This is a genomic window from Sphingomonas brevis, assembly GCF_023516505.1.
In the GTDB taxonomy this organism is placed as follows: domain Bacteria; phylum Pseudomonadota; class Alphaproteobacteria; order Sphingomonadales; family Sphingomonadaceae; genus Sphingomicrobium; species Sphingomicrobium breve.
This window is the reverse complement of sequence record NZ_JAMGBB010000001.1, coordinates 1798683-1820588: the sequence shown is the minus strand read 5'-3', so window position 1 is coordinate 1820588 and position 21906 is coordinate 1798683. Positions and strand designations below refer to the sequence as shown.

The window sequence follows — 21906 nt, the reverse complement described above, 5'->3', positions numbered from 1 at the left end:
GTTGCTTCCCATCGGGGGAGACACGTCATGATCGTTACCAGGCGCCACCTGGTTGTCGGTGCCGCGGCAGTTGCATCCGTATCCGCGGCCAAGGCCCAAAATCTCGTTGCCCAAAATCTCGTTGCGACGTCAGCGCAGGACCTTGGCCCATTCTATCCCATCGTCCGTCCGACGGATCATGATGCCGACCTGACTCGAGTCAAAGGCCGCGACGGGGTGGCCATGGGCCAGCCGATCAACGTCATCGGCCGCATCGTCGACCTGCACGGCAACCCGGTTAGCAACGCCCAGATAGACATTTGGCAGTGCAACGCGGCGGGCCGTTACGCCCATCCCGGCGACACCGCCAATCCGGCGGCGCTCGACCCCAATTTCCAGGGTTTCGCGCGGCTGGCGTCGGACCGCGATGGCCAGTTCAAGTTCCGCTCGGTCAAGCCGAAAGACTATGACACGCCGATTGGCCGCCGAACGCCCCACATTCATTATTCGATCGATGGGCATAGCGAGCGGCTGGTGACGCAAATGTATTTCCCCGGAGAGCCGCTCAACGACATCGATTTCCTGTTGAAGAATGCCGCTCCCAAACAGAGCGTCATTGCCGAGGCGATCGACCGCCTGTCGGGCGACCCGCAGGCGTTGGCTTTCCGCTGGACGGTGGTGCTCGGCGTCGGTTGATTTGACGTCCAGAGCTTAAGGCGCTTGCTGGGCTCGCCCGGTGATGTCTCAATGCTCGTGGCAATCATCTCCACAGTCGTCACGCGCCGCGTCGACAACGAGGAGCGCGCCAACGCCGAGTGCCAGCACAACACCACCAACAATTAGTGCAGTTTTCCCGCCACCACTGAGTTGGGCGGATTTCCAAAGTTGCTTGGCATCCGAACCAGCCAATTGAAGTGATGGTCCGCCATTACCGACAAAGGCAAATTCAATGCCATTGCCGACGCGTATGCTGGCCGTAGCGGGGTTTCTTGCCATTGGGCTGATTCCCACTGCGAAGCGAGTCCGGGTCGGCGTCCGGTTGTTGCCTCCCAGCGTCAGCGTCCCGCCTACGAACATCGAGGTTCGATTGGGGCCATCTTCGATTGGTCCAAAATAGGCAGGCCGCCGAGTCTCAGCTTGCGCCGATGTGCAGAGTCCGAGTGCTGCGAAAAGGGCAACGAAGGATCTGGTCGTCGTCATTGTTTCATCACCGATGGAATGGAAGCATTCCGGATTCTGTCCGACTCCCCACTATGCAAAGCGATATGATCTGCGACGAACGGCCCGTTTCGACGATGAACGCCTCCTGCGGGACGGGCATGCCAAGTGTCCGAATTCAGGAGCCCAGCCAACGAAGCTAGCCGGTTGAGCTAAATCCGCTCGACCTGGCTGACGCCGTCGGCGGCGCGCAGCGCGGCGATCAGGCTGTGGAGGTGGGCAAGGTCGTGCACTTCCACATCGACGTGGAAGGTGTGGAAGCTGCCGTCGCGGTGGGCCAGCACCAGGTTGACGATATTGGCCCCCTTGGCGCCCAATATGCTCGCCATTTCGCCTAGCGCGCCAGCAACGTCTCTGAGGATCACCACAAGCCGGGCGGTGCCGCCGTCCGACCGGTCGCCCCAGGCAAGGTCGAGCCAGTCGGCATCGACCCCGCTAGCCAGCTTGTCGCAGCCGATCACATGGACCTCGATCCCTTCGTCCTCGCGCCGGAGGCCTACGATCCGGTCGCCAGGAATGGGGTGGCAGCAGCTGGCGAGGTCGTAGGCGACCCCGGGGGTCAGCCCCTTGATCGAGATGGCGGTCATTTGGCCGAGCGGGCGCGGCACGACATCTCCACCCGCCGATCCGGGCATCAACGCCTCCATCACCTCGACATCGCTAACCGATCGCCGGGCTATCTTGACCATCAGCGCGTCGGCGTCCTCGACCTTGAGCGTCTTGACAGCCCGCTTCAGCGCGTCGCCTGCCAGCGGAGCGGGCAGGCGCGCAACGATTTCATCATAGATTTTGCGGCCCAGCTCGATCGTCTCGTCGCGCTCCTTATGGCGGACAAAGCGCCGGATTCCGGCCCGCGCCTTGCCGGTGACCACGAACCTGAGCCATGACGGCTGCGGATGCTGCGCCTGCGAGGCGAGGATTTCGACCTGGTCGCCATTATCGAGGATCGTACGGAGCGGAACCACCCGGCCGTTGACCTTGGCCCCGACGGTCTGGTCGCCCAGGTCGGTGTGGACCGCATAGGCGAAGTCGACCGGGGTCGCGCCCTTGGGCAGCTGGATCAGCTCGCCGCGCGGCGTGAAGGCGAAGATCCGGTCCTGGTACATTGCCATCCGGGTATGCTCGAGCAGCTCTTCGGGGCTGCCGGCATGGTCGAGGATTTCGACCAGGTCCGATATCCAGGGCACCTTGATGTCGTCGCCCGGCCGGCCCTCCTTATAGGCCCAGTGGGCGGCCAGCCCCCGCTCAGCCTGGGCGTGCATCGCCTTGTCGCGGATCTGGATCTCGATGCGCGACTTGGAATCGTGGATGACGGTGGTGTGGAGCGAGCGATAGCCGTTGCGCTTCGGGGTCGAGATATAGTCCTTGTAGCGGCCGGGAACCATCGGCCAGCGCTGGTGGATCAGTCCAAGGGCCTGGTAACATTCGTCGGGGCTGCCGACGATCACTCGGAAAGCCATCACGTCGGACAATTGCTCGAAGCTGATGTGCCGCTCGGCCATCTTCTTCCAGATCGAGAAGGGATGCTTCTCCCGGCCGGTAACTTCGGCCTCAAGGCCGTGGTCCGACAGGTGCAGCTGGAGGCCCAGGCCGATCCGGTTGACGAGGTCGCCGCCGGCCTCATGCAGCTGCTGCAGGCGCCGGGTGATCGAGGCATAGGCATCCGGCTCAAGCTCGCGAAATGCCAGGCCCTGCATCTCGTTCATGATTTCGTACATGCCGATCCGCTCGGCGAGCGGGGCATAGATATCCATCGTTTCCTTGGCGATCCGGCGGCGCTTTTCCTCCGACTTGATGTGGTGGAGAGTACGCATGTTGTGGAGCCGGTCGGCCAGCTTCACCAACAGGACGCGGATGTCGTCGGACAAAGCGAGCAGGAATTTGCGAAGATTTTCCGCTGCCCGCTCATTTTCCGACTGGGCCTCGATCTTCGACAGCTTGGTAACCCCATCGACCAGCCGGGCGACATTGGCACCGAACAATTTCTCAATCTGTTCGGGGGTCGCCACCGTATCCTCGATCGTGTCGTGGAGGATCGCGGTGACGATCGTCTCATCGTCGAGCTTGAGGTCGGTGAGGATGCCGGCGACTTCGATCGGGTGGCTGAAATAAGGGTCGCCCGAAGCGCGGACCTGGGCGCCATGGGCCTTCATCGAAAAGACGTAGGCGCGGTTGATCAGCGCCTCGTCGGCGTCAGGGTCGTATGCCCGAACCCTCTCGATCAGCTCATATTGCCTAAGCACGATAACAATGTGGGGTAGCGCACATGTATTTCGCAAGCGCGAAAAAAGGGACGGCCCTTGGAGGAGAGCCGTCCCTTGAGGGAGTCGCGCGCGTGCGGCGCGGCTCGGGGAGGGGATTGAATCCTAGTTTGCGTGGGCCAGCGCCGTCGGCGCGGCAGCGCGCGCGTTGCACTTATCGAGGTCGGCCGTGCTCAACGCCCGGCCGTCGGCCACGAAACTTTCAAGGCGTCCCGCGTGCTTGGCCAGGTCCTGGCAAATCATCAGCGGACGGCTGGAGTCGGTCGCGCCTTTGCACAGGCCGCCGCTGCAGGACCATCCGATGTCCTTGCCGGCAATCTTGGTGGCGGTCGGAGCCGCTAGCGGCTTGGCGGAATAGGTGGCGGCCGCGGCCGGCGTTCCGGCGAACGCTGCTACGGCAATCAGGGTGGCGAAGCGGGTCATGACAACCTCTGGAATTTGCGTTTCAGGATGAAACTTTCTAGCAGTAGCGCGTTGCAACTTGCAACTGTTATTTTGCGTTGGATCGTGCATAACGGTCGTCGGGAGAGGTGCAGCGTTGAATCGTCATATGGCTATCAAGGCCGAACCGGACATCGAGGCTTTCAAGGCCGCTGCATTGCGCTGCCCGCTGCCGTCCGCTGTAGAATTGATCGGCGAGAAGTGGGCGTTTCTCATCCTTCGCGGCGCGCTCAATGGCTTGCAGCATTTCGAGCAGTTCCAGGCGGCACTGGGCATTGCCCGCAATATTTTGTCCAACCGGCTGGCCAAGCTGGTCGACGGAGAGATACTCGAGCGCTGTCCCGATCCGGCCGACCGCCGCAAGGTGGTCTATTCGCTGACCGCGAAGGGCGAGGCGCTGTTGCCGGTGGTGCTGGCGCTTCGCCAATGGGGGGAGGACTGGGGGCACGGCTGCCAGGAGATTTTCCTCGCCGACAAGGTCGAAGGCAGGCCGGTCAGGCGGATCTGCGTCCAGGCCCACGACGGCCGCGAACTGAAGCTGGGCGATCTGATGTGGGTCGACAAGGCGACCGGCGCCTCGGTCAAGCACCCTCACAAAGGCTGAAACAAAAAGGCCGGCTAGGCGCCGGCCTTTTCCTTATTCGTAGTCGCCGCCGCTTGGCGTCGGGCGCGGCGGGGCCGCGGCGGTGAGCCGCAATGCCTCGGCCGATTCACTCAGGCTGGCCAGCTCATCCGTCTCGTCATCCTCGTCGACGCGGACACGCTGCAGGTTGGAAACGATCGCTTCCTCGAGATGCTTCGGCTTGACCGTCGTTTCGGCGATCTCACGCAGCGCGACGACCGGATTCTTGTCACGGTCGCGGTCGATCGTGAGATCGGCGCCACCCGAAATCTGGCGAGCACGCTGTGCCGCCATCAATACCAGGTCGAACCGGTTGGAAACCTTGTCGACACAATCTTCGACCGTCACGCGCGCCATTGTCGCTTTCGCCTTCTCGTAAAGCCTGCAGGGGAGGGCGGCGAGATAGGGATTGGCACCCCAAGAGTCAATGAAATCGCGTCGCTCACGTCGATGCCAGCTCCCTTGCCAGCAGGTGAAACCCCCTCCTAGACCATTGGCATGGCCGAAACGCCCAAAGTAGCAACCGATCAAGGCCTGCTGGTCGATGGCAATCGCCTGACCTTGCTGACCGAAGGGCCGGACCGGCTGAAGGTCCTGCTCGGGCTGATCGACGGCGCCAGCCGTTCGGTGCGGCTGCTCTATTATATCTACCGCGACGATCGGGCCGGCGGCCTGGTCCTTGACGCCATGGAACGGGCGCTCGATCGGGGGGTCGCCGTTTCGTTGCTGGTCGATGGCTTCGGCGCCAACACGCCCGAGCATTATTTCACGCCGTTGATCGACAAGGGACTGAAATATTGCCGGTTCCATCCGACACTTGGCCGGCGCTATCTGATCCGCTGCCACCAGAAGCTGGCGCTGGCGGATGACGAACGTGTCCTGATCGGCGGATTTAACGTCGAAGACAGCTACTTCGGAACGATCGAAGAGGGGGCCTGGCGCGATCTCGGCTTGCTGGTCGAGGGATCCGCGGCGGGCAGGCTCGCTTCCTATTATGACGAATTCTTCGGCTGGTCTTCGATCAAGGGCGGTAGGATCCGTGCACTCAACCGGCTGATCCGGCGGCACAGCGAGCATTACGGCAAGCTGCAATGGACCTTTGGCGGACCGATGACCCGGCTTTCGCCGTGGGCCGCGGCGACCAGCCGGGACCTATTGTCGAGCGACGATGTCGAAATGATCGCCGCCTATTTCGCGCCGACCTGGGCAATCCTGCGCCGGATCAGCCGGCCCGAGCGAAAGCGCGCCCGGATCATCACCGCCGCCAAATCGGACAATCACGCGACGATTGCGGCGGCGCGATACACCTACAAGAATCTGCTGCGCCGCGGTGCGGAGATTTTCGAATACCAGCCGACCAAGCTGCACACCAAGCTGGTGGTGCTCGACGATGTCGTCCACATCGGCTCGTCCAACTTCGACATTCGCAGCATCTATCTGAACCTGGAAATGATGCTGCGGGTCGACGACCCCGTCTTCGCTCAGCTGTTGCGCAACTATTTCGAGCAGGAGTTGGGGCAATGCCTGCCGATCACCGCCGAACTGAACCGCAAGCGGACCAGCCTGTGGACCCGGATCATTCAGGCGATCAGCTTCTTCCTGGTGACGACGGCCGACTATACCATCACGCGCCGGCTGAACCTCGGCCGGCTCTAGGGTGCCTTAGTCGCGGTCGCGCCAGGCCCAGAACAGGGTCGCGGGCGGGACGTTGGCCCATTCGAACCCGCGGTCGATCCGCTCGAAATGCGGGGCGATGAAGTCACGCACCTTGGGGCTGAACTGATAGACCAGGAAAGCGCCGCCATGGCGGATGGCGCGGCCGGTCGCCGCGCCGATCGCATCGCCCACGCCGGGTGGAAGGGTCGAAAAGGGCAGGCCGGACAGGATGTAATCAGCATGGTCGAAGCCATGTTCGGCAATGATCTTCTCAACGTCGGCCGCCGATCCATGGACCGCGATGAATCGGTCGTCGTCGATGTCGCCGTTAAGATAGTCGATGAAGTCCTGATTGGTATCGATCGCGATCAGCTTGGCGTCGCGATTTAGCCGGTCGAGGATCGGACGGGTGAAGGTCCCCACGCCCGGACCATATTCGACGAACAGCTTCGTCGCCGACCAGTCCACCGGCTTAAGCATCTTGTCGATCAGGATCCGGCTCGACGGGATGACCGAGCCGACCATGACCGGATGCTTCAGGAATCCGCGCAGAAACTGCCATTTCGCACTCTTCCGGCCGCGTCCGGCGCGCAGCCCATGACGGCGTTTGCCATTCAACTGGTTGGCGCGGGTAGCGTTCAAGTCGAGCTCCAGATTAGGTCCAAGAGTTGAAGGCGTTGGCAAATCGGCGGACGATTGGCAAGCGATTGGGCGTCTTTCCCGCTCCCTCCGCCCGCCCTATGGGCGATGAAATGCAGCTTTTGCCCGACAGGCCGCGTGTTGCCGGAAGCGCCCTTACCACCCGGCACTTCCTGCTGCTCTATGCCGCCATGCTGGTCGCGGCCGCGGGAAATACCGCCCTGCAGTCCGTCATGCCGGCGATCGGCCGCGAAATCGGGATCGCGGATTTCTGGGTCACGGTTTCCTACACCTGGTCGGCGGTCCTGTGGGTATTGCTTGCGCCCTATTGGGCCCGGGCGAGCGACACGCATGGCCGCAAGGCGCTGACGCTTGTCGGGGTCGGCGGATTCATCATTTCGATGACGCTGTGCGGCCTTGCGCTGCTGGCAGGTCTCAAGGGAGTGCTCGCCGGCGCTCTGACCTTTGGCACTTTCGCCATCTGCCGTGCGATCTACGGGTCGCTCGGTTCCGCGACGCCCAGCGCGACCCAGGCCTATCTCGCCTCCCGGACGCGCCGAACGGCGCGGGTCGAGGCGCTCTCGGCATTGTCGAGCAGCTTCAGCCTCGGGACGATCGTCGGTCCCGCACTGGCTCCTCTGTTCGTCCTCCCCCTGGTCGGCTTGGCCGGGCCGCTGTTCGTCTTCGCGGCGATCGCAATCGTCGTCTTTGCCGCGATCGTCGTCGGCCTCCCCGACGACACGAAGCCGCGGCACGGCCGGCGCAGCGGACATGGCGCGGCGATGAGCTACCCATCGCTGGCCAGCCCGCCGACCGGCGCCAGCGTCATCGCCGCCACCCGCCCCAAGGGTAAGCCGCTGAAGTGGAGCGACTCGCGCATCCGCAACTGGATCCTGGCCGGAGTGATCGCCGGCCATGCCCAGGCCGCGACGCTGGGCTGCATCGGCTTCTTCGTGATCGACCGGCTGCACCTCGCCCCGCACGGGTCGGAAGAGGAAATCTCGATCGTGATGATGGCCGGCGCCGGCGCGACGCTCGCCGCGCAATGGGGCCTCATCCCCCGCCTTCGACTTCGCCCGAGGGCGCTGATTCTGTGGGGCGCGACGATTGCCGCCTGCGGGCTCATCATTACCATGCTGGCGAACGATCTTTACGGCATCGTCCTCGGCTTCGGCCTCACCAGCCTCGGGTTCGGCTTTACCCGGCCCGGCTTCACCGGCGGGGCCAGCCTGGCGGTACCGCTGGCCGAGCAGGGCGGCGTCGCCGGCGTCATCACTGCCGCCAACGGCGTTGCCTATATCCTGGCGCCCGGCATCGGCATGCTGCTCTATGCGGCCGATCCCCACTGGCCGTTCATCGCCGGCGCCGCGTTGCTGCTCGGCCTGCTGTTATGGGGCCGCGGGCGGCTCGCCACCCCCGCCTGACCCCGGCTTGCCGGGACCTCGCGGTCGGAGCATCCCCGGCAGGACAAAGCCGATTCCGCCAGTCGGCCTGACGGCATCGGACTTCAGCGTCTCCTGGATACGGGCATAATCGCTCAGCATCTCCTCGGTGACCGAGGCGCGGGTCTCCTTCAACGCAGTCTCGAAGTCGGCCATGGTCACCTTGGCGCTATCGAGCCCGCGCCGAAGCGCCGTTAGGCCGGCCCGGCGGACCAGATCTTCGAGGTCGGCGCCGGTAAAGCGTTCGGTCCGTTGGGCCAGGCTCTCCAGGTCGACATTCTTGTCGAGCGGCATGCCCTTGGTATGGATCGCCAGGATCCGCCGCCGTCCGGCGGTATCCGGCGTTCCGACATAGATCAGCTCGTCTAGCCGGCCGGGCCTGAGCAATGCCGGGTCGATCAGGTTCGGCCGGTTGGTCGCTCCGATCAGCACGACGTTGTTGAGTTCCTCCAGCCCGTCCATTTCGGCCAGGATGGTGTTGACCACCCGCTCGGTCACCTGCGGCTCGCCCAGCCCGCCGCCACGTGCCGGGACCAGGCTGTCCAGCTCATCGATGAAGATCACCGTCGGCGCGACCTGCCTTGCCCGGGCGAACAGGCGGGCGATCTGCTGCTCGCTTTCGCCGTACCATTTCGAAAGGAGGTCGCTTGACTTGGTGGCGATGAAATTGGCCTCGCTTTCGCGCGCCGCCGCCTTTGCCAGCATGGTCTTGCCGGTGCCCGGCGGGCCATAGAGCAGGAAGCCCTTGGCCGGGCGAATGCCCAGGCGCTTGAAGGCCTCGGGATGCTTGAGCGGCAGTTCGACGCCCTCGCGCAGCTTGTCGCGCGCCTCGTCGAGCCCGCCAACGTCATCCCAGCCGATGTTCGGGACCTGCACCATCACTTCGCGCATCGCCGACGGCTGGACCCTCTTCAGCGCATTGTCGAAGTCGTGCGGCTCGACCGATAGTGAATCGAGCACTTCGGTCGGGATGGTCTGCTCGGACAGGTTGAGCTTGGGCAGGATCCGGCGAACCGTCTCAAGCGCCGCCTCGCGGGTCAGCGCGGCCAGGTCGGCGCCGACGAAACCGTAGGTCCGGCGCGCCAATTCATCCAGGTTGACGCTTTCGGACAAAGGCATGCCGCGCGTGTGGATGCCGAGAATCTCGCGCCGGCCTCGTTCGTCGGGAACGCCGACGACGATCTCACGGTCGAAGCGGCCGGGGCGGCGCAACGCCTCGTCGATCGCCTCGGGCCGGTTGGTTGCGGCGATGACCACCAGATTCTGCCGGGGTTCGATCCCGTCGAGCAGCGTCAGAAGCTGGGCGACCAGCCGTTTTTCGGCCTCTCCGCTGACCTGGTCGCGCTTGGGTGCGATCGAATCGATCTCGTCGATGAAGATGATCGACGGCGCGTTCTGCGACGCCTGCTCGAACAGTTCGCGCAGCTTCTTTTCGGATTCGCCATAGGCCGATCCCATGATTTCGGGGCCGGCAATGTGAAAGAATTGGGCGTCGCTTTCATTGGCAACCGCCCTGGCAAGCAGCGTCTTGCCGGTCCCGGGCGGGCCATGCAGCAGCACACCCTTGGGCGGATCGACTCCCAGGCGCTGGAACAGTTCGGGATGACGGAGCGGCAGCTCGACCATCTCGCGCAGCTGGTCGATCGTGTCGATCATGCCGCCAAGATCGTCATAGGTGACGTCGGCGCGGCGTTCGCCGTCCTTGCGTTCGGTGAATTCGGGCAGCAGCTCGACCTGGGTGTTCTCGTCGATGTGGACGATTCCCCGCGGCGTCGTCGATACGACCGTCAGGCGGACTTCCTGCAAGGCGAAGGCGGGTGCGTTGATCAGCTGCCTGATATGCTCGGGCATGTCGGCGTTGACCCGCTGATGGCCCGCGGTGGCGACCGTATCGCCCGCGCAGAAGGGCCTGCCATCGAAACTGCGCTTCAGCGCCTCCGCCGATCCCTGCAGCCGAATATTGTTTTGCGCCGGAGCGAAGGTGACCTTCGTCGCCGGCTTGCTGACGGCCTTGTTGACCTCGACATAATCGCCGGACCCGACACCGGCATTGGCGCGCTGCAAACCGTCCAGGCGGATAATGTCAATTCCGTCATCCTCCCCATAGGGGCGGATGGCTCGGGCGGCGGTCGAGCGCTTGCCGATGATTTCAATCACATCGCCTTCGGCCAGGCCCAGCTCTTTCATCAGCTTGACCGGCAGCCGCGCCACGCCCCGCCCGCTATCCGCTGGTGGCAGGTTGGCGACCTGCACGCGCCGGACCAGAGTATCGACTGTCGCCATGTAAAACCTCTCCGCTACTGCCGGAACTCGCCCCACATCGGGCACCCGCCAAAGCACTACTTTGATGGGACCCAATTGCAGCCATAGGAACGGCGGCAGGGCATTGAGGTTCAATCTGGGGGCGAAATGACAAGAAAAAAAGGCCGGGCGTCGCCGCCCGGCCGGAAGGTATCAGGAGAGGATGCCTCGTAAGGCATGATCTTTATCGCACTGCACAATGATTCTCGCAAGTGCGAATTCGCAGGTGCGAACAGATCATATAGGACGTGGCGCCGCTGCACGGCGGTGTGATACGGCGTACGGGTTGCAGGGGCAGGATATTGCTTGAACGTCGCCTCACCGCCATCCTTGCCGCCGACGTCGTCGGCTATAGCCGGCTGATGGGCGCGAACGAGGTCGGCACTCTGCGGAGCCTGGAAGGGCACCAGCGCGAATTGATCGAACCGGAAGTCGCCGCAAGCCGCGGACGGATCGTCAAGCTGACCGGCGACGGCATACTTGCCGAATTTCCAAGCGTGGTCGGAGCGGTCGAATGCGCGTCCGCCATCCAGCGCGGGATGCGAATTCGCAACCGCGACATCCCCGACGATCGGCGCATCCAGCTCCGGATCGGCATCAACCTGGGCGACGTCATCGTCCGCGACGACGATCTGTTCGGCGATGGAGTCAATATCGCCGCGCGTCTTGAAGGTGTTGCCAGGCCGGGCGGGATCGCCGTTTCCCAGTCGGTTCGCGACCATGTCGGCAACAAGCTCGACCTTCTGTTTCGCGACAAGGGCGACCAGCTGCTCAAGAATATCGCGGAGCCGGTGAGGGTCTATGACGTGGTGCTTGAACCCGGCGCTCCCGACCCGATGTCGGCGGAAGGTCCGATGATGATGTCGGACAAGCCGTCGATCGCCATCCTGCCCTTCACCAACATGAGCGGCGATCCGGAGCAGGAATATTTTTCCGATGGCATTGCCGAGGACATCATCACCGACCTCAGCAAGATTTCAAACCTGTTCGTGGTCGGGCGCAACACCAGCTTCACTTACAAGGGCATGTTCCTGCAGCTGCCGAAGGTGGCATCGGAACTTGGCGTGAAATTCCTGCTGGAAGGAAGCGTCCGCAAGGCCGGGCAAAAGGTCCGCGTTACCGCCCAGCTGATCGACGGGCCCAGCGGCGGCCATCTGTGGGCCGATCGCTACGACCGCGAACTGACCGACATTTTCGTGATCCAGGACGAAATCACCAAGGCCATCGTCGACCAGCTAAAGGTCAGGCTGTTCCCGGAGGAGATGGAAGCCCTGGGCCAGGCTCCGACCAGGAATGTCGAAGCCTACACTTACTATCTTCGCGGCCGCCAATATTTTCATAATTGCACCCGCTGGTTCCTGGGACTGGCCCGGCAGATGTTCTGCCAGGCGATCGATCTCGATCCAGGTTACGCCCGTGCCTATGCCTGGCTGTCCTTGACGCAAGTCCGGCTTGCCAGCTGGTTCGGTGTGCCATCGTCAATGGACGAAATTGTCGCCACCGCCTGCAAGGCAATGGAGCTCGCGCCCGATCTCGCCGAGGCCCATGCGGCGCTTGGGGAAGCGCTGAACGTCGTTGGCCGTCGTCCTGAGGCCGAAGCCGCGTTCGAGCGAGCGCTTGAGATCGATCCCAATAATTTCGAAGCCAATCTTTTCTACGGACGACATTGGATGAGCATTGGCGAGTATGACCGCTCGCTGCGCTATTTCATGCGCGCCACGGAAGTTCAGCCTGACGATTTCCAGGCCCCGTTCCTGCTCGAAGGATCGTTGCGCGCACTGGGCCGCGCCGACGAGGGCGTGCCCTATGTCCGGATGGGGGTGAAGCGGGCCGAGGAAGCGTTGCAAAAATATCCGGAAAGCTCTCGTCCGGCGCAGCTTGGTGCGACCGCGCTGGCGGCGATCGGTGAGGTGGACCAGGCCCGGCGCTGGATCGAGCGAGCCCTGGCGATCGACCCTGACGACCCGCATATCAAATATAACGCTGCCTGCGTCTATGCGCAGCTCGGCGAAGTCGACAAAGCCTTCGATTTCCTTGAGCAATGGGCCACCCATTCGGGCGTGGAAAACCGCGACTGGATGCTCCACGACCCGGACCTGGATGCCCTTCGCGAAAACCCGCGGCACCAGCACATCATCGACATCATCGAAGCTCGGATCGGCAGCCGGGCACCTGCTACGGCTTCAGCATCCCCGCAGCCTTCCTGACCCAGCTGCGCGGGAAGAAGCGATGCGCCTGGGCAGTGGACTTGTTCATCAATCCAGGAATGACGATCGCCCGCCCGGCCTCAATGCCTTTTAGTCCGGCGGCGACCACCGACGGGGAGTCGGCGAAGATCATGTCGGGCAGTGGCCTGCCGAAGCCGGCAACCGCGCCGAATTCCGTTGCGGTTGGGCCGGGGCACAGCGCGCTGACCCTGACCCCATGGCCTTGCACCTCCTCGTGCAGCGCCTCGCTGAACGCCAGGACGAACGCCTTGGTCGCGAAGTAAACCGCCATGCCGGGCCCGGGCTGGAATGCGGCGGTCGAGGCGACGTTGAGGATCGCACCTGACTTGCGCTGGATCATTCCAGGCAGGACCGCATGGGCCAGCTCCGTCAATGCTCCGCAGTTCAGATCGATCATCTGCCGCTGCCGCTTGCCATCAAGTTCGGTGAAGCGCCCGGCCAGGCCGAACCCGGCGTTGTTGACGAGCAAGTCGACCTGCTCGTCATGCTCGGCCAAATCGGCCATCAGCCTGTCGGCCGCGCCTTCCTCGCCCAGGTCCATTTCAACCGCCCGGGCATTGCCGAGCTCCGCCGCCAGCGCATCGAGCCGATCCTTGCGCCGCGCCACCAGCACCAGCCGGCGGCCCTTGGCCGCAAGCTGGCGGGCGAAATCGACCCCAAGCCCGGCGGAGGCGCCGGTGATCAGCGCGATTGGCGTCATCGGTTAGGCAACCGTCGCCTTGACGATCTTGCCGGGCTCGCGCGGCGGCTCGCCGACGGGCAAGGCATCGACATGCTCCATCCCGCTCGCGACCTCGCCCCACACCGTATATTGGCCGTCGAGGAAGCCGGCGTCGTCGAAGCAAATGAAGAACTGGCTGTTGGCGCTGTGCGGATTGCTGGTCCTCGCCATCGAGCAGGTGCCGCGGGCATGCGGCTCGTCTGAAAATTCGGCCTGGAGATCGGGGAGGTCGCTGCCGCCCGTGCCGGTCCCGGTCGGGTCGCCGCCCTGGGCCATGAAGCCGGGGATCACCCGGTGGAACACGACGCCATCATAAAATCCTTCGCTTGCCAGCCCTGCAATCCGCTCGACATGCCCGGGCGCCAGGTCGGGCCGCAGCTTGATGACGACGTCGCCGCCGCTGGAAAGGGTAAAAGTTAGCGTTTCGGCCATCGTCTCTTCCTTGGAATCGAGGGAAATATGGCTGCCATCTAGGCGCGCTCTGCGGGTTGCGCCAGTGGGCCGTGGAGCATAGGGAGGGCGCCACGCAGCAGATCGGGCGAGGGAGCGAGTCATGAGCGAGAGCGAAGACATCGCTACCCCACTGCATGAACTCGACTCCGAGCAGGTCGAGGATCGCGTGCATGACGAGGAAGACCGGCTCCGGCCGTCATTCGTCCGGGAAGTGCTCGACGCTGTCGCCGATGGCGACGATGAGGCGGCGCGCGCCTTGGTCGCCGATCTTCACCCCGCCGACATTGCCGACCTGATCGAGCTTGCGCCCGGCGACGAGCGCGCCGACCTGATCGAAGCGCTGGCCGGGGTCGTCGACGCCGACGTCTATGCCGAGCTCAACGATTGGGTCCGCGAGGACGTCATCGAGGAGATGGAGCCGCAGCAGGTCGCCGACCTCGCCGCCCAGCTCGATACGGACGACGCCGTCGCAATGATCGAGGATCTCGACGATGACGATCGTCGGGCCGTTCTGCGCGCGATGGAGCCCGACGACCGTGCCGCGGTCGAAGAAGCGCTCAGCTACCCGGAGGAATCCGCGGGACGGTTGATGCAGCGCGAGCTGTGCGCGGTGCCTGAGCATTGGAAGGTTGGCCAGGTCATCGACTATCTCCGCTCGACCGCCGAGCTGCCGACCGATTTCTGGGAAGTGTTCGTGGTCGGCCCGACCCACCATCCGGTCGGTACCTGCAAGCTGTCGACCATCCTTCGCACGCCTCGCGCCACGTTGGTCAGCGACATCATGGCGCGCGAACAGACGCTGATCCCGGTCGACATGGACCAGGAAGAAGTGGCGCTCAAATTCCAGAAATATGCGCTGATTTCCGCCGCCGTGGTCGACCATAGCGATCGGCTGGTCGGCATGATCACGGTCGACGACATCGTCCACATCATCCAGGAAGAAGCCGGCGAGGACGTCCTTCTGCTGTCCGGCGCCGGCGAAGGCGACATCAACGAGCCGATCTTCGACACCTACAAGGCGCGGGTTCGCTGGCTCGCCGCCAATCTGCTGACCGCACTGGTTGCGACGACGGTCATCAGCCAGTTCGAAAGTGCGATCGAGCGGCTTGCCATCCTTGCCGCACTGATGCCGATCGTCGCCGGCGTCGGCGGCAATGCCGGCACCCAAACGCTGGCGGTTACCGTCCGCGCCATCGCCACCAACCAGCTTACCGCTTCCAACCACTGGCGTGCGGTGTGGCGCGAGATTCGGGTCGCACTGCTCAATGGCCTGACCATCGCTGTCCTGATCGGAATTGGCGTCACCTTGGTGCTCGGCTCGGGCACATTGGGCGCCGTCATCGCCGCGGCGATGATGACCAACATTCTGGTCGCGGGGCTGGCGGGCGTACTCGTGCCCCTCGGGCTGGAACGGGCCGGAGCCGATCCGGCAGTCGCCTCATCCGTGTTTGTGACCATGGTCACGGATTCGATGGGCTTCCTCGTTTTCCTCGGCCTGGCGACGGTCGCCGGGTTCTAGCCTATTGAACTGGCGGGACTTTCCCGCCACCTCGGACGGGTGCCGCTTCATCTCACCAAGGTCGCCGTCGGCTGCGCCAGCGTAGAGGCGCTTCAGAACCGTATCGCGCGGCGGATCAGCGGCGGTGTCGTGCGCGTTCCGACCAGGATGCGGCCCAAGCGCGGCGATGAGCTGATCGGCGGCTGCCTGCACTGGATCGTCAAGCACCGGATAATCGCCCGGCAGGCGATCCTGCGTCTGGAGGATCGAAGCGATGGACGGATCGACATCGTCTGCTCGGCCGATCTGGTGCTGGTGCCGCCCAGGCCAAAGCGCGCGCACCAGGGCTGGCGCTATCTGGACGATGCCGATGCGCCCAATGGCGAGGATGACGGAACCGGCCTCGGCGATTTGCCGCCACGGCTCTACGGCAAGCTGGCGGCCCTGGCGCTGGTCTAGGCGGCCTTGGCTAGTCCTTGCAGCCGGTTACGGTGGCCGAACCCTTGGCGTTGACCGTGCAGGCCGGCTTGCCGGCCAACGCTACGGAAGCGAGGCCAAGCGCGTCGACCTTGGCGGAGTTGGTAACGGTCGCGCGGACCGTTGAGGGACCTTCGGCCCCGATCACGGCGTCCTTGACCAGCAGCGCATCGCCGTCAAACGTCGATGTGCCGCGGATGGTCGCGGTGAGCTTGGCGACTTTCCCCGCCAGCCGGACGCTGCCCGATCCGGAGATGCCGGTCTTGAACTGGTCGACGTCGAGCTGGTCGACGGTCGCTACTCCGGCCCCCTGGATGGCGAGGTCGAAGCTGAGGCCCCGGAGGCGGTCGACCGTCAGCGCCCCGGACCCATTGATCCAGGCGTTGCGAAGATCGGGCGTGCCGACCGCAATCGTCACCGGGCCACGGTTCTCACCGGAATAGCCTCCCCAGCCGCCGCTTCCTTGCCGAACGATCAATGTCCTCCCCTCGACCCCAATCGACAGGCCGTCGAGCGACAGCGGCGATCCGGTCGCGCGGGCGTAGGGCGACACATTGGTTTTGAGTTCGACCTTGTACGGACCGTCGATCCGGATCCGGTCGAAGCTGGTGACCGAATAGTTCCGGGTCGCCGGCGTAGCTGCGCGAACCGCCGACGGAGCCGGCAGGCTGGCGAGCGCCAGCAGCGCAAGGATAGGCAGACGATCGATCATCCGCCCATCCTCACGGTTCATGGTTAAGGATGGGTTACGATCGGCTGTCAGGAACAGCTTACGTTGCCCGACCCGGCCTTGGACACCTTGCACTTGGCCCCGCCGCCGATGTCGACGTCGCCTGAACCCATGATCGACACGTCGGCGCTTTCGCTGGCATGCGCGGCGATGTTGCCCGATCCGGCGATCGATACGTCGGCAGTGCGGCTGCTCAGGCCGCCGGCGCGAATGTCTCCCGATCCGGCGATCGAAAGATGTACGGCGTCGGCCTTGCCGGTGGCATCGATCCCGCCCGATCCGGCGATCGCCAGCTTGATCTTGCCGCCGGCGATGGACGCCAGCTTGAGGTCGCCCGAACCGGCGACGTCGCCGTCGAAATCACCGGCAACCTTGTCGATCGTGACGCCGCCCGATCCGGCGATCGCGGCGCCGTGCAGCGCCGCGGCATTGACCGTGAAGACGGCCTTGCCGTTGTGCCAGTTGAAATGGATTCCGTTGCGCTTCTTCGGCCGGATCTTGAGCGTCCCGTTTTCGACCACCACCTCGGTTTCGTCGAGCAGATTGGCCCCGCCCTTGGCGCTGATCGCGCCCTGGCCGCCACTGACCACATTGACTTCATAGGGGCCGGAGACCGCCAGCTTGTCGAACGCGCCGACCTGATAGGTGCGGCTTACTTCCGGGCCGGCTTCGCGGCTCTCGGCCTTGGATCCGACGTGGCACGCCCCGGCAAGCAATGCGACCGCACCGGCGGTAACGAAACGACGATTCATCCTGTCCTCCTTTAAGCGTGTTGCTTACTTAATACACCAACGCGGTTGGGAGGCGCAACCGCAATCTGAAGAACCGGCTATCGCCGGCAAACCGCGCCATTGTCACCGGATGAGACGCGCATGAAGGCCGACGTGGGGGCAGTCGTGACCTCGACTCCGCTCGACCCGCACTTCCTGAGCTGGAACCGGACCTTTCGCGCCCTAAAGTCGAGCGACACCCGGCGGAAGGTTTCCAAGAGGTCGGTGCCCAACAGCAGCGCCGGCTCCTTGTGCAGGCCGAACACCTTGAACGGCGGCACATCGGCGAAGGCAATCGGCACGTTGCGCAAAGTGATCCCGCCCAGCTTGAGCTCGGCGATGCGAGCCATTTCCAGGTTGACCGTCACCCCGGTGACTCCGGTGGTTGCGACAGTGAAGAATTTGTCGCGGTTGCGCCTGATCAGCTTGTCGCGGAGCGCCACATTGCCGATCGTGATTTCAGATCCGGTATCGATCACCGCTTCGATCGGCAGCTTGACGGCGGTGACCTCGGTCAAGATCAGCTGGCCGCGTTGCCGGCGGGCGGTCACTACTATCTCCCCGTCCAGCACCTGTGCGGGTTCATGGGCGTCCTCGACTTTGATCACCAGTTTTTCGAAATCCATCATCAGCCGCTGGTTGATCAGGGAATCAATCCCCAACATGCCCTGGCCGCCCAGATCCTCCTCGCGAAGGACGGGGACTTCCAGGTCGTGAACCCTGCTTTGGCCGAGCGCCAGCTCGTCGACGACCACGCTATCGACGATGCTGGTGGCTGTCATCCCGTTCAACACCAATGGCGTCCCGGCCTTGAGTTGCAGGTCGCGGGCGATCTTAAGGCCAACCACCGACGTATCGGCGCCGCTATCGACCAGGAAATGATAGGGGCCCTGGCCATTGACCATCACCTCCACGGTCATGCGCGTGCTGACCTTCTTTGCGTTGATGTCGTCGCCGCCAATCGCCAATTCATCGTCGATCACCGCGGGCGGAAGCGGCGGCATTTTGCCGGGCTCGATATGTTTCGGCTTGTGGCTGCCCGGGGTCTGCTGGGCAGTCGCGGACACGTCGCCGGCCACGACCGACAATATCAGTCCCAACGCCATCACCAGCCTGCCGCGAGGCATAGGCAAACGCCTCCTCCCCCAATCTAACCCCAGTAGGCTATGCGCGGCAACGCACAGTTGCCAAGCAAGTTAGACCGGCGGCGGCAGCTTTCGATGGACGGATGCCACACTTCGTTTCTTCGCAAGTGGCAAATCGCTCGCGGCGGCTCGGCCCGGGCAGATCCGGCCAACCGGCCGGCAGCACAAAGGTACGCGCTGGAAACAAAAAGGGCGCCCGGTGAGGGGCGCCCTTTCGTGTAACGCGGCAGAGGCAGCCTAGGCTGCTTCTTTCGCCTTGTTGTGGATGGCGGCGGCCTTGTTCAAAATCTCATGGATCTTGGCCAGCGCCGCCTTCTCGTCGGTCTGCTCCATCGCCGCCAGCTCGCGCGCCAGGCGCGACGAAGCCGCTTCGAAGATCTGCCGCTCCGAATAGCTCTGCTCCGGCTGGTCGTCGGCGCGGAACAGGTCGCGGGTCACTTCGGCGATCGAGGTCAGGTCGCCCGAATTGATCTTCGCCTCATATTCCTGGGCGCGGCGCGACCACATGGTGCGCTTGACCTTGGGCTTGCCCTTCAACGTTTCGAGCGCGTCCTTCATGGTCTTGTCGCTGCTGAGCTTGCGCATGCCGACCGAGTCCGCCTTGGCGACGGGCACGCGGAGGGTCATCTTTTCCTTCTCGAAGCGAAGGACGTACAGGTCGAGACTGGTTCCGGCGATTTCGGTGCTCTGAAGTTCGACCACCCGGCCGACACCATGCTTGGGGTACACAACATAATCGCCAACATCGAAGCTAAGGGCCTTCACAGCCATTCCGTCACCTCTTTCAATTGTCCACTTGCGCCCAAGGCAGAGCTCACCGTAATCGCCCCCCATAGCGACCCCCCGGTCCGGCCCTGGTACGTGGATGTGATCCTGTATGAATCGACCGCCGCGGGAGGCGACGGCCTGTGACTATTATATAACAGAAAAATTATCAGATTTCGAGTCCCAGCTGTCGGGGCTCGTCCTGGGCTCGCTCGACCATCGAATGAAGGCCCAATCCCAGCAATCTGATACCTTTAGGAACAGGTAGCAGGGCATCCAGCAATGCCTGACCGGCGCCTTCGAACGCAGCGAAGTCTGGCACTGGACAGGGAAAGCTCTTGGACCGGGTTATCTGCGTAAAATCGCCAAATTTGACCTTGAGCGTGACCGTCCGCCCTTTGACTTCGGATCGCTCGATCCGCTGCCAGGCATAGCCGGCGACCCGCTCCAGCTCGCGCTTCAGGTCGTCGGCTTCGACATAGTCGACGTCGAAGGTTCGTTCGGCGCTGACCGACTTGTACGGCCGGTCGGACTTAACCTCGCGCTCGTCGATGCCGCGGGCGATTCGCCAGTACCAGCGGCCCGACGATCCGAAGTGCGCCTCAAGCTGCTCGATCGGCCATCGGGCGAGATCGGCTCCCGTCGATATGCCCAATTTCTCCATCTTCGCCGCCGTCACGGGCCCAACCCCATGGAAGCGCTTGACGGGCAAGGCGGCAACGAAAGCCGCTCCCTTGTGCGGCGGGATGACGCACAGCCCGTCGGGCTTGTTCTGGTCGCTGGCCAGCTTGGCGATGAACTTGCAATAACTCACCCCCGCTGACGCGGTGAGGCCGGTTTCGGCCTTGATCCGGGCGCGGATTTCCTCCGCGATTGCCCTTGCCGAGCCCAGGCCGCGGCGGTCCTCGGTGACGTCGAGATAGGCTTCGTCCAGGCTGAGCGGCTCGATCAGGTCGGTATAGTCGGCGAAGATCTCCCGGATCTGCTGCGACGCCGCTCGATAGACGTCGAACCGGGGCTTGACGAAGACCAGCTCGGGGCACCGGCGCTTCGCGGTGACCGAGGGCATGGCCGATCGAACGCCGAACTTGCGCGCCTCGTAGCTCGCCGCGGCGACCACGCCGCGATGGCCGCCGCCGACCGCCACCGGCTTGCCCTTCAGCTCCGGATTGTCGCGCTGCTCGACCGACGCATAGAAGGCGTCCATGTCGACATGGATGATCTTTCGGGTTGGCCGCTCAGACACCGTCCAGCCCTAACTTGGCATTGGCCCGGAGTCATGCTTAAGGGCGCGGCAACCCCCTCCAGCGAGACTCACATGAACATCCACGAATATCAGGCCAAGGAATTGCTCGCGAAGTTCGGCGTGCCGGTCCCCGCCGGCCATGCCGCGATGAGCGTCGACGAGGCGGTCGAGGCCGCAAGGCAGCTGCCCGGGCCCCTTTGGGTGGTCAAGGCGCAGATTCATGCTGGCGGTCGCGGCAAGGGCAAGTTCAAGGAATTGGGTCCTGACGCCAAGGGCGGCGTTCGCCTTGCCAGGTCGATCGACGAAGTTCGCGTGCATGCCGAGGAGATGTTGGGCAAGACGCTTGTAACGGTCCAGACCGGCCCGGCCGGCAAGCAGGTCCAGCGGCTTTACATCACCGACGGCGTCGACATCGAAAAGGAATTCTACCTGGCGCTGCTGGTCGACCGCTCGACCGGCCGCATCGCCGTCGTCGCCTCGACCGAGGGCGGGATGGATATCGAGGCGGTTGCCCACGACACGCCCGAGAAGATCGAGACCATCACCATCGATCCGGCGACCGGGCTGATGCCGCACCACGGCCGTGCCGTCGCGGCCGCGCTCGGCCTCACGGGCGACCTCGCCAAGCAGGCGGCCGGGGTGCTCGCCAAGCTCTACGATGCATTCGTCGGCACCGACGCTTCGCAGATCGAGATTAATCCGCTGGCGATCACCGGAAACGGCCAGCTGATGGTGCTCGATGCCAAGGTCGGCTTCGACAGCAATGCGGAGTTCCGCCATCCGGACCTGGAGCAGCTGCGCGACATTTCGGAAGAAGACCCGATGGAGGTTGAGGCATCGAAGTACGACCTCGCCTACATCAAGCTCGACGGCGACATCGGCTGCATGGTCAATGGCGCCGGCCTCGCCATGGCGACGATGGACATCATCAAGCTGAACGGCGCCTTCCCCGCCAACTTCCTCGATGTCGGCGGCGGCGCCTCGAAGGAAAAGGTCACCGCCGCGTTCAAGATCATTCTCAGCGATCCGGCGGTGAAGGGCATACTGGTCAACATCTTCGGCGGAATCATGCGCTGCGACATCATCGCCGAGGGCATCGTCGAGGCGGCCAAGGAAGTGCAGCTGTCGGTACCGCTGGTCGTCCGGCTCGAAGGCACCAATGTCCAGCAAGGCAAGGACATTCTCGCCATGAGCGGGTTGCCGATCGTCGCTGCCAACGACCTTGGCGACGCGGCGCGGAAAATCGTCGAGCAGGTCAAGGAAGTCGCATAGCAGTCCGTCACCCCGGCCTTGAGCCGGGGTCCGCCTTCTCTT

21 protein-coding genes are annotated in these 21906 nt (G+C 63.9%); 8 read left to right on the top strand and 13 right to left on the bottom strand.

The features are described 5' to 3' along the window. Positions 1-27 precede the first annotated feature (27 nt). Positions 28-675 (top strand): dioxygenase family protein, encoded by a 648-nt coding sequence (locus tag LZ518_RS09390; protein ID WP_249915734.1) that lies wholly within the window; start codon positions 28-30, stop codon positions 673-675. Between the two features lie 48 nt (positions 676-723). On the opposite strand, the gene LZ518_RS09385 is transcribed toward LZ518_RS09390, so the two are convergent. The 3 genes from LZ518_RS09385 to LZ518_RS09375 all read right to left on the bottom strand — a co-directional run bounded on the left by LZ518_RS09385 (position 724) and on the right by LZ518_RS09375 (position 3881). Next, a complete protein-coding gene (locus LZ518_RS09385) occupies positions 724-975 on the bottom strand; it encodes a hypothetical protein (protein ID WP_249915733.1) in 252 nt (83 codons plus the stop codon). Between the two features lie 374 nt (positions 976-1349). After that, the gene (locus LZ518_RS09380) at positions 1350-3440 is read right to left on the bottom strand and encodes a RelA/SpoT family protein (RefSeq protein WP_249915732.1); all 2091 of its coding nucleotides are present in this window, start codon (positions 3438-3440) and stop codon (positions 1350-1352) included. 123 nt (positions 3441-3563) lie between these two features. Next, positions 3564-3881 carry a CC_3452 family protein gene (locus LZ518_RS09375; RefSeq protein ID WP_249915731.1) on the bottom strand — a complete coding sequence of 106 codons (318 nt, stop codon included), beginning with the start codon at positions 3879-3881 and terminating at the stop codon, positions 3564-3566. Positions 3882-4008: 127 nt separating this feature from the next. Between LZ518_RS09375 and LZ518_RS09370 the strand changes: the two genes are divergently transcribed. Further along, positions 4009-4503, top strand: a complete 495-nt coding sequence (locus tag LZ518_RS09370) for a winged helix-turn-helix transcriptional regulator (protein ID WP_249915730.1) — start codon at positions 4009-4011, stop codon at positions 4501-4503. Positions 4504-4536: 33 nt separating this feature from the next. Here the strand turns inward: LZ518_RS09370 and rpoZ are convergent, their stop codons facing one another. After that, on the bottom strand, positions 4537-4878 hold the full coding sequence (rpoZ, locus tag LZ518_RS09365; RefSeq protein WP_249915729.1) for a DNA-directed RNA polymerase subunit omega: 342 nt from the start codon (positions 4876-4878) through the stop codon (positions 4537-4539). Between the two features lie 141 nt (positions 4879-5019). On the opposite strand from rpoZ, the gene LZ518_RS09360 reads away from it, so the two are divergent. Next, positions 5020-6177 carry a phospholipase D-like domain-containing protein gene (locus tag LZ518_RS09360; RefSeq protein ID WP_249915728.1) on the top strand — a complete coding sequence of 386 codons (1158 nt, stop codon included), beginning with the start codon at positions 5020-5022 and terminating at the stop codon, positions 6175-6177. A 6-nt stretch (positions 6178-6183) separates the two neighbouring features. Here LZ518_RS09360 and LZ518_RS09355 read toward each other — a convergent pair whose 3' ends face one another. After that, positions 6184-6702, bottom strand: a complete 519-nt coding sequence (locus LZ518_RS09355) for a class I SAM-dependent methyltransferase (protein WP_249916538.1) — start codon at positions 6700-6702, stop codon at positions 6184-6186. 227 nt (positions 6703-6929) lie between these two features. Here LZ518_RS09355 and LZ518_RS09350 point away from each other — a divergent pair, with 227 nt between their 5' ends. Then, on the top strand, positions 6930-8240 hold the full coding sequence (locus LZ518_RS09350) for an MFS transporter (RefSeq protein ID WP_249915727.1): 1311 nt from the start codon (positions 6930-6932) through the stop codon (positions 8238-8240). On the opposite strand, the gene LZ518_RS09345 is transcribed toward LZ518_RS09350, so the two are convergent. Further along, positions 8205-10541 (bottom strand): CDC48 family AAA ATPase, encoded by a 2337-nt coding sequence (locus LZ518_RS09345; RefSeq protein WP_249915726.1) that lies wholly within the window; start codon positions 10539-10541, stop codon positions 8205-8207. The two genes, LZ518_RS09350 and LZ518_RS09345, sit on opposite strands and share 36 nt — an antisense overlap. Before the next feature lie 320 nt (positions 10542-10861). On the opposite strand from LZ518_RS09345, the gene LZ518_RS09340 reads away from it, so the two are divergent. After that, positions 10862-12766, top strand: a complete 1905-nt coding sequence (locus tag LZ518_RS09340; RefSeq protein ID WP_249915725.1) for an adenylate/guanylate cyclase domain-containing protein — start codon at positions 10862-10864, stop codon at positions 12764-12766. Here LZ518_RS09340 and LZ518_RS09335 read toward each other — a convergent pair. Next, a complete protein-coding gene (locus LZ518_RS09335; RefSeq protein ID WP_249915724.1) occupies positions 12735-13487 on the bottom strand; it encodes an SDR family NAD(P)-dependent oxidoreductase in 753 nt (250 codons plus the stop codon). The two genes, LZ518_RS09340 and LZ518_RS09335, sit on opposite strands and share 32 nt — an antisense overlap. A 3-nt stretch (positions 13488-13490) precedes the next feature. Continuing rightward, positions 13491-13940 (bottom strand): peptidylprolyl isomerase, encoded by a 450-nt coding sequence (locus LZ518_RS09330; protein ID WP_249915723.1) that lies wholly within the window; start codon positions 13938-13940, stop codon positions 13491-13493. Between the two features lie 121 nt (positions 13941-14061). Here LZ518_RS09330 and mgtE point away from each other — a divergent pair, with 121 nt between their 5' ends. Next, complete coding sequence (gene mgtE, locus LZ518_RS09325) at positions 14062-15480, top strand: magnesium transporter (protein WP_249915722.1); 1419 nt, start codon at positions 14062-14064, stop codon at positions 15478-15480. A 39-nt stretch (positions 15481-15519) separates the two neighbouring features. Beyond that, entirely contained in the window at positions 15520-15918 is a 399-nt protein-coding gene (locus LZ518_RS09320; protein ID WP_249915721.1) for a DUF1489 family protein, read from the top strand. A gap of 10 nt (positions 15919-15928) precedes the next feature. Here the strand turns inward: LZ518_RS09320 and LZ518_RS09315 are convergent, their stop codons facing one another. The 5 genes from LZ518_RS09315 to dinB form a co-directional block, all read right to left on the bottom strand. Beyond that, entirely contained in the window at positions 15929-16648 is a 720-nt protein-coding gene (locus LZ518_RS09315; RefSeq protein WP_249915720.1) for a GIN domain-containing protein, read from the bottom strand. 47 nt (positions 16649-16695) lie between these two features. Continuing rightward, entirely contained in the window at positions 16696-17418 is a 723-nt protein-coding gene (locus LZ518_RS09310; protein WP_249915719.1) for a head GIN domain-containing protein, read from the bottom strand. A gap of 77 nt (positions 17419-17495) precedes the next feature. After that, positions 17496-18563, bottom strand: a complete 1068-nt coding sequence (locus LZ518_RS09305; RefSeq protein ID WP_249915718.1) for a retroviral-like aspartic protease family protein — start codon at positions 18561-18563, stop codon at positions 17496-17498. 255 nt (positions 18564-18818) lie between these two features. Next, positions 18819-19352, bottom strand: coding sequence for a CarD family transcriptional regulator (locus LZ518_RS09300; RefSeq protein ID WP_249915717.1), 534 nt, complete (start codon positions 19350-19352; stop codon positions 18819-18821). Between the two features lie 163 nt (positions 19353-19515). Then, on the bottom strand, positions 19516-20592 hold the full coding sequence (gene dinB / locus LZ518_RS09295; protein ID WP_348538677.1) for a DNA polymerase IV: 1077 nt from the start codon (positions 20590-20592) through the stop codon (positions 19516-19518). A gap of 72 nt (positions 20593-20664) precedes the next feature. Here dinB and sucC point away from each other — a divergent pair, with 72 nt between their 5' ends. Further along, on the top strand, positions 20665-21864 hold the full coding sequence (sucC, locus tag LZ518_RS09290) for an ADP-forming succinate--CoA ligase subunit beta (RefSeq protein ID WP_249915716.1): 1200 nt from the start codon (positions 20665-20667) through the stop codon (positions 21862-21864). Positions 21865-21906: the final 42 nt, after the last annotated feature.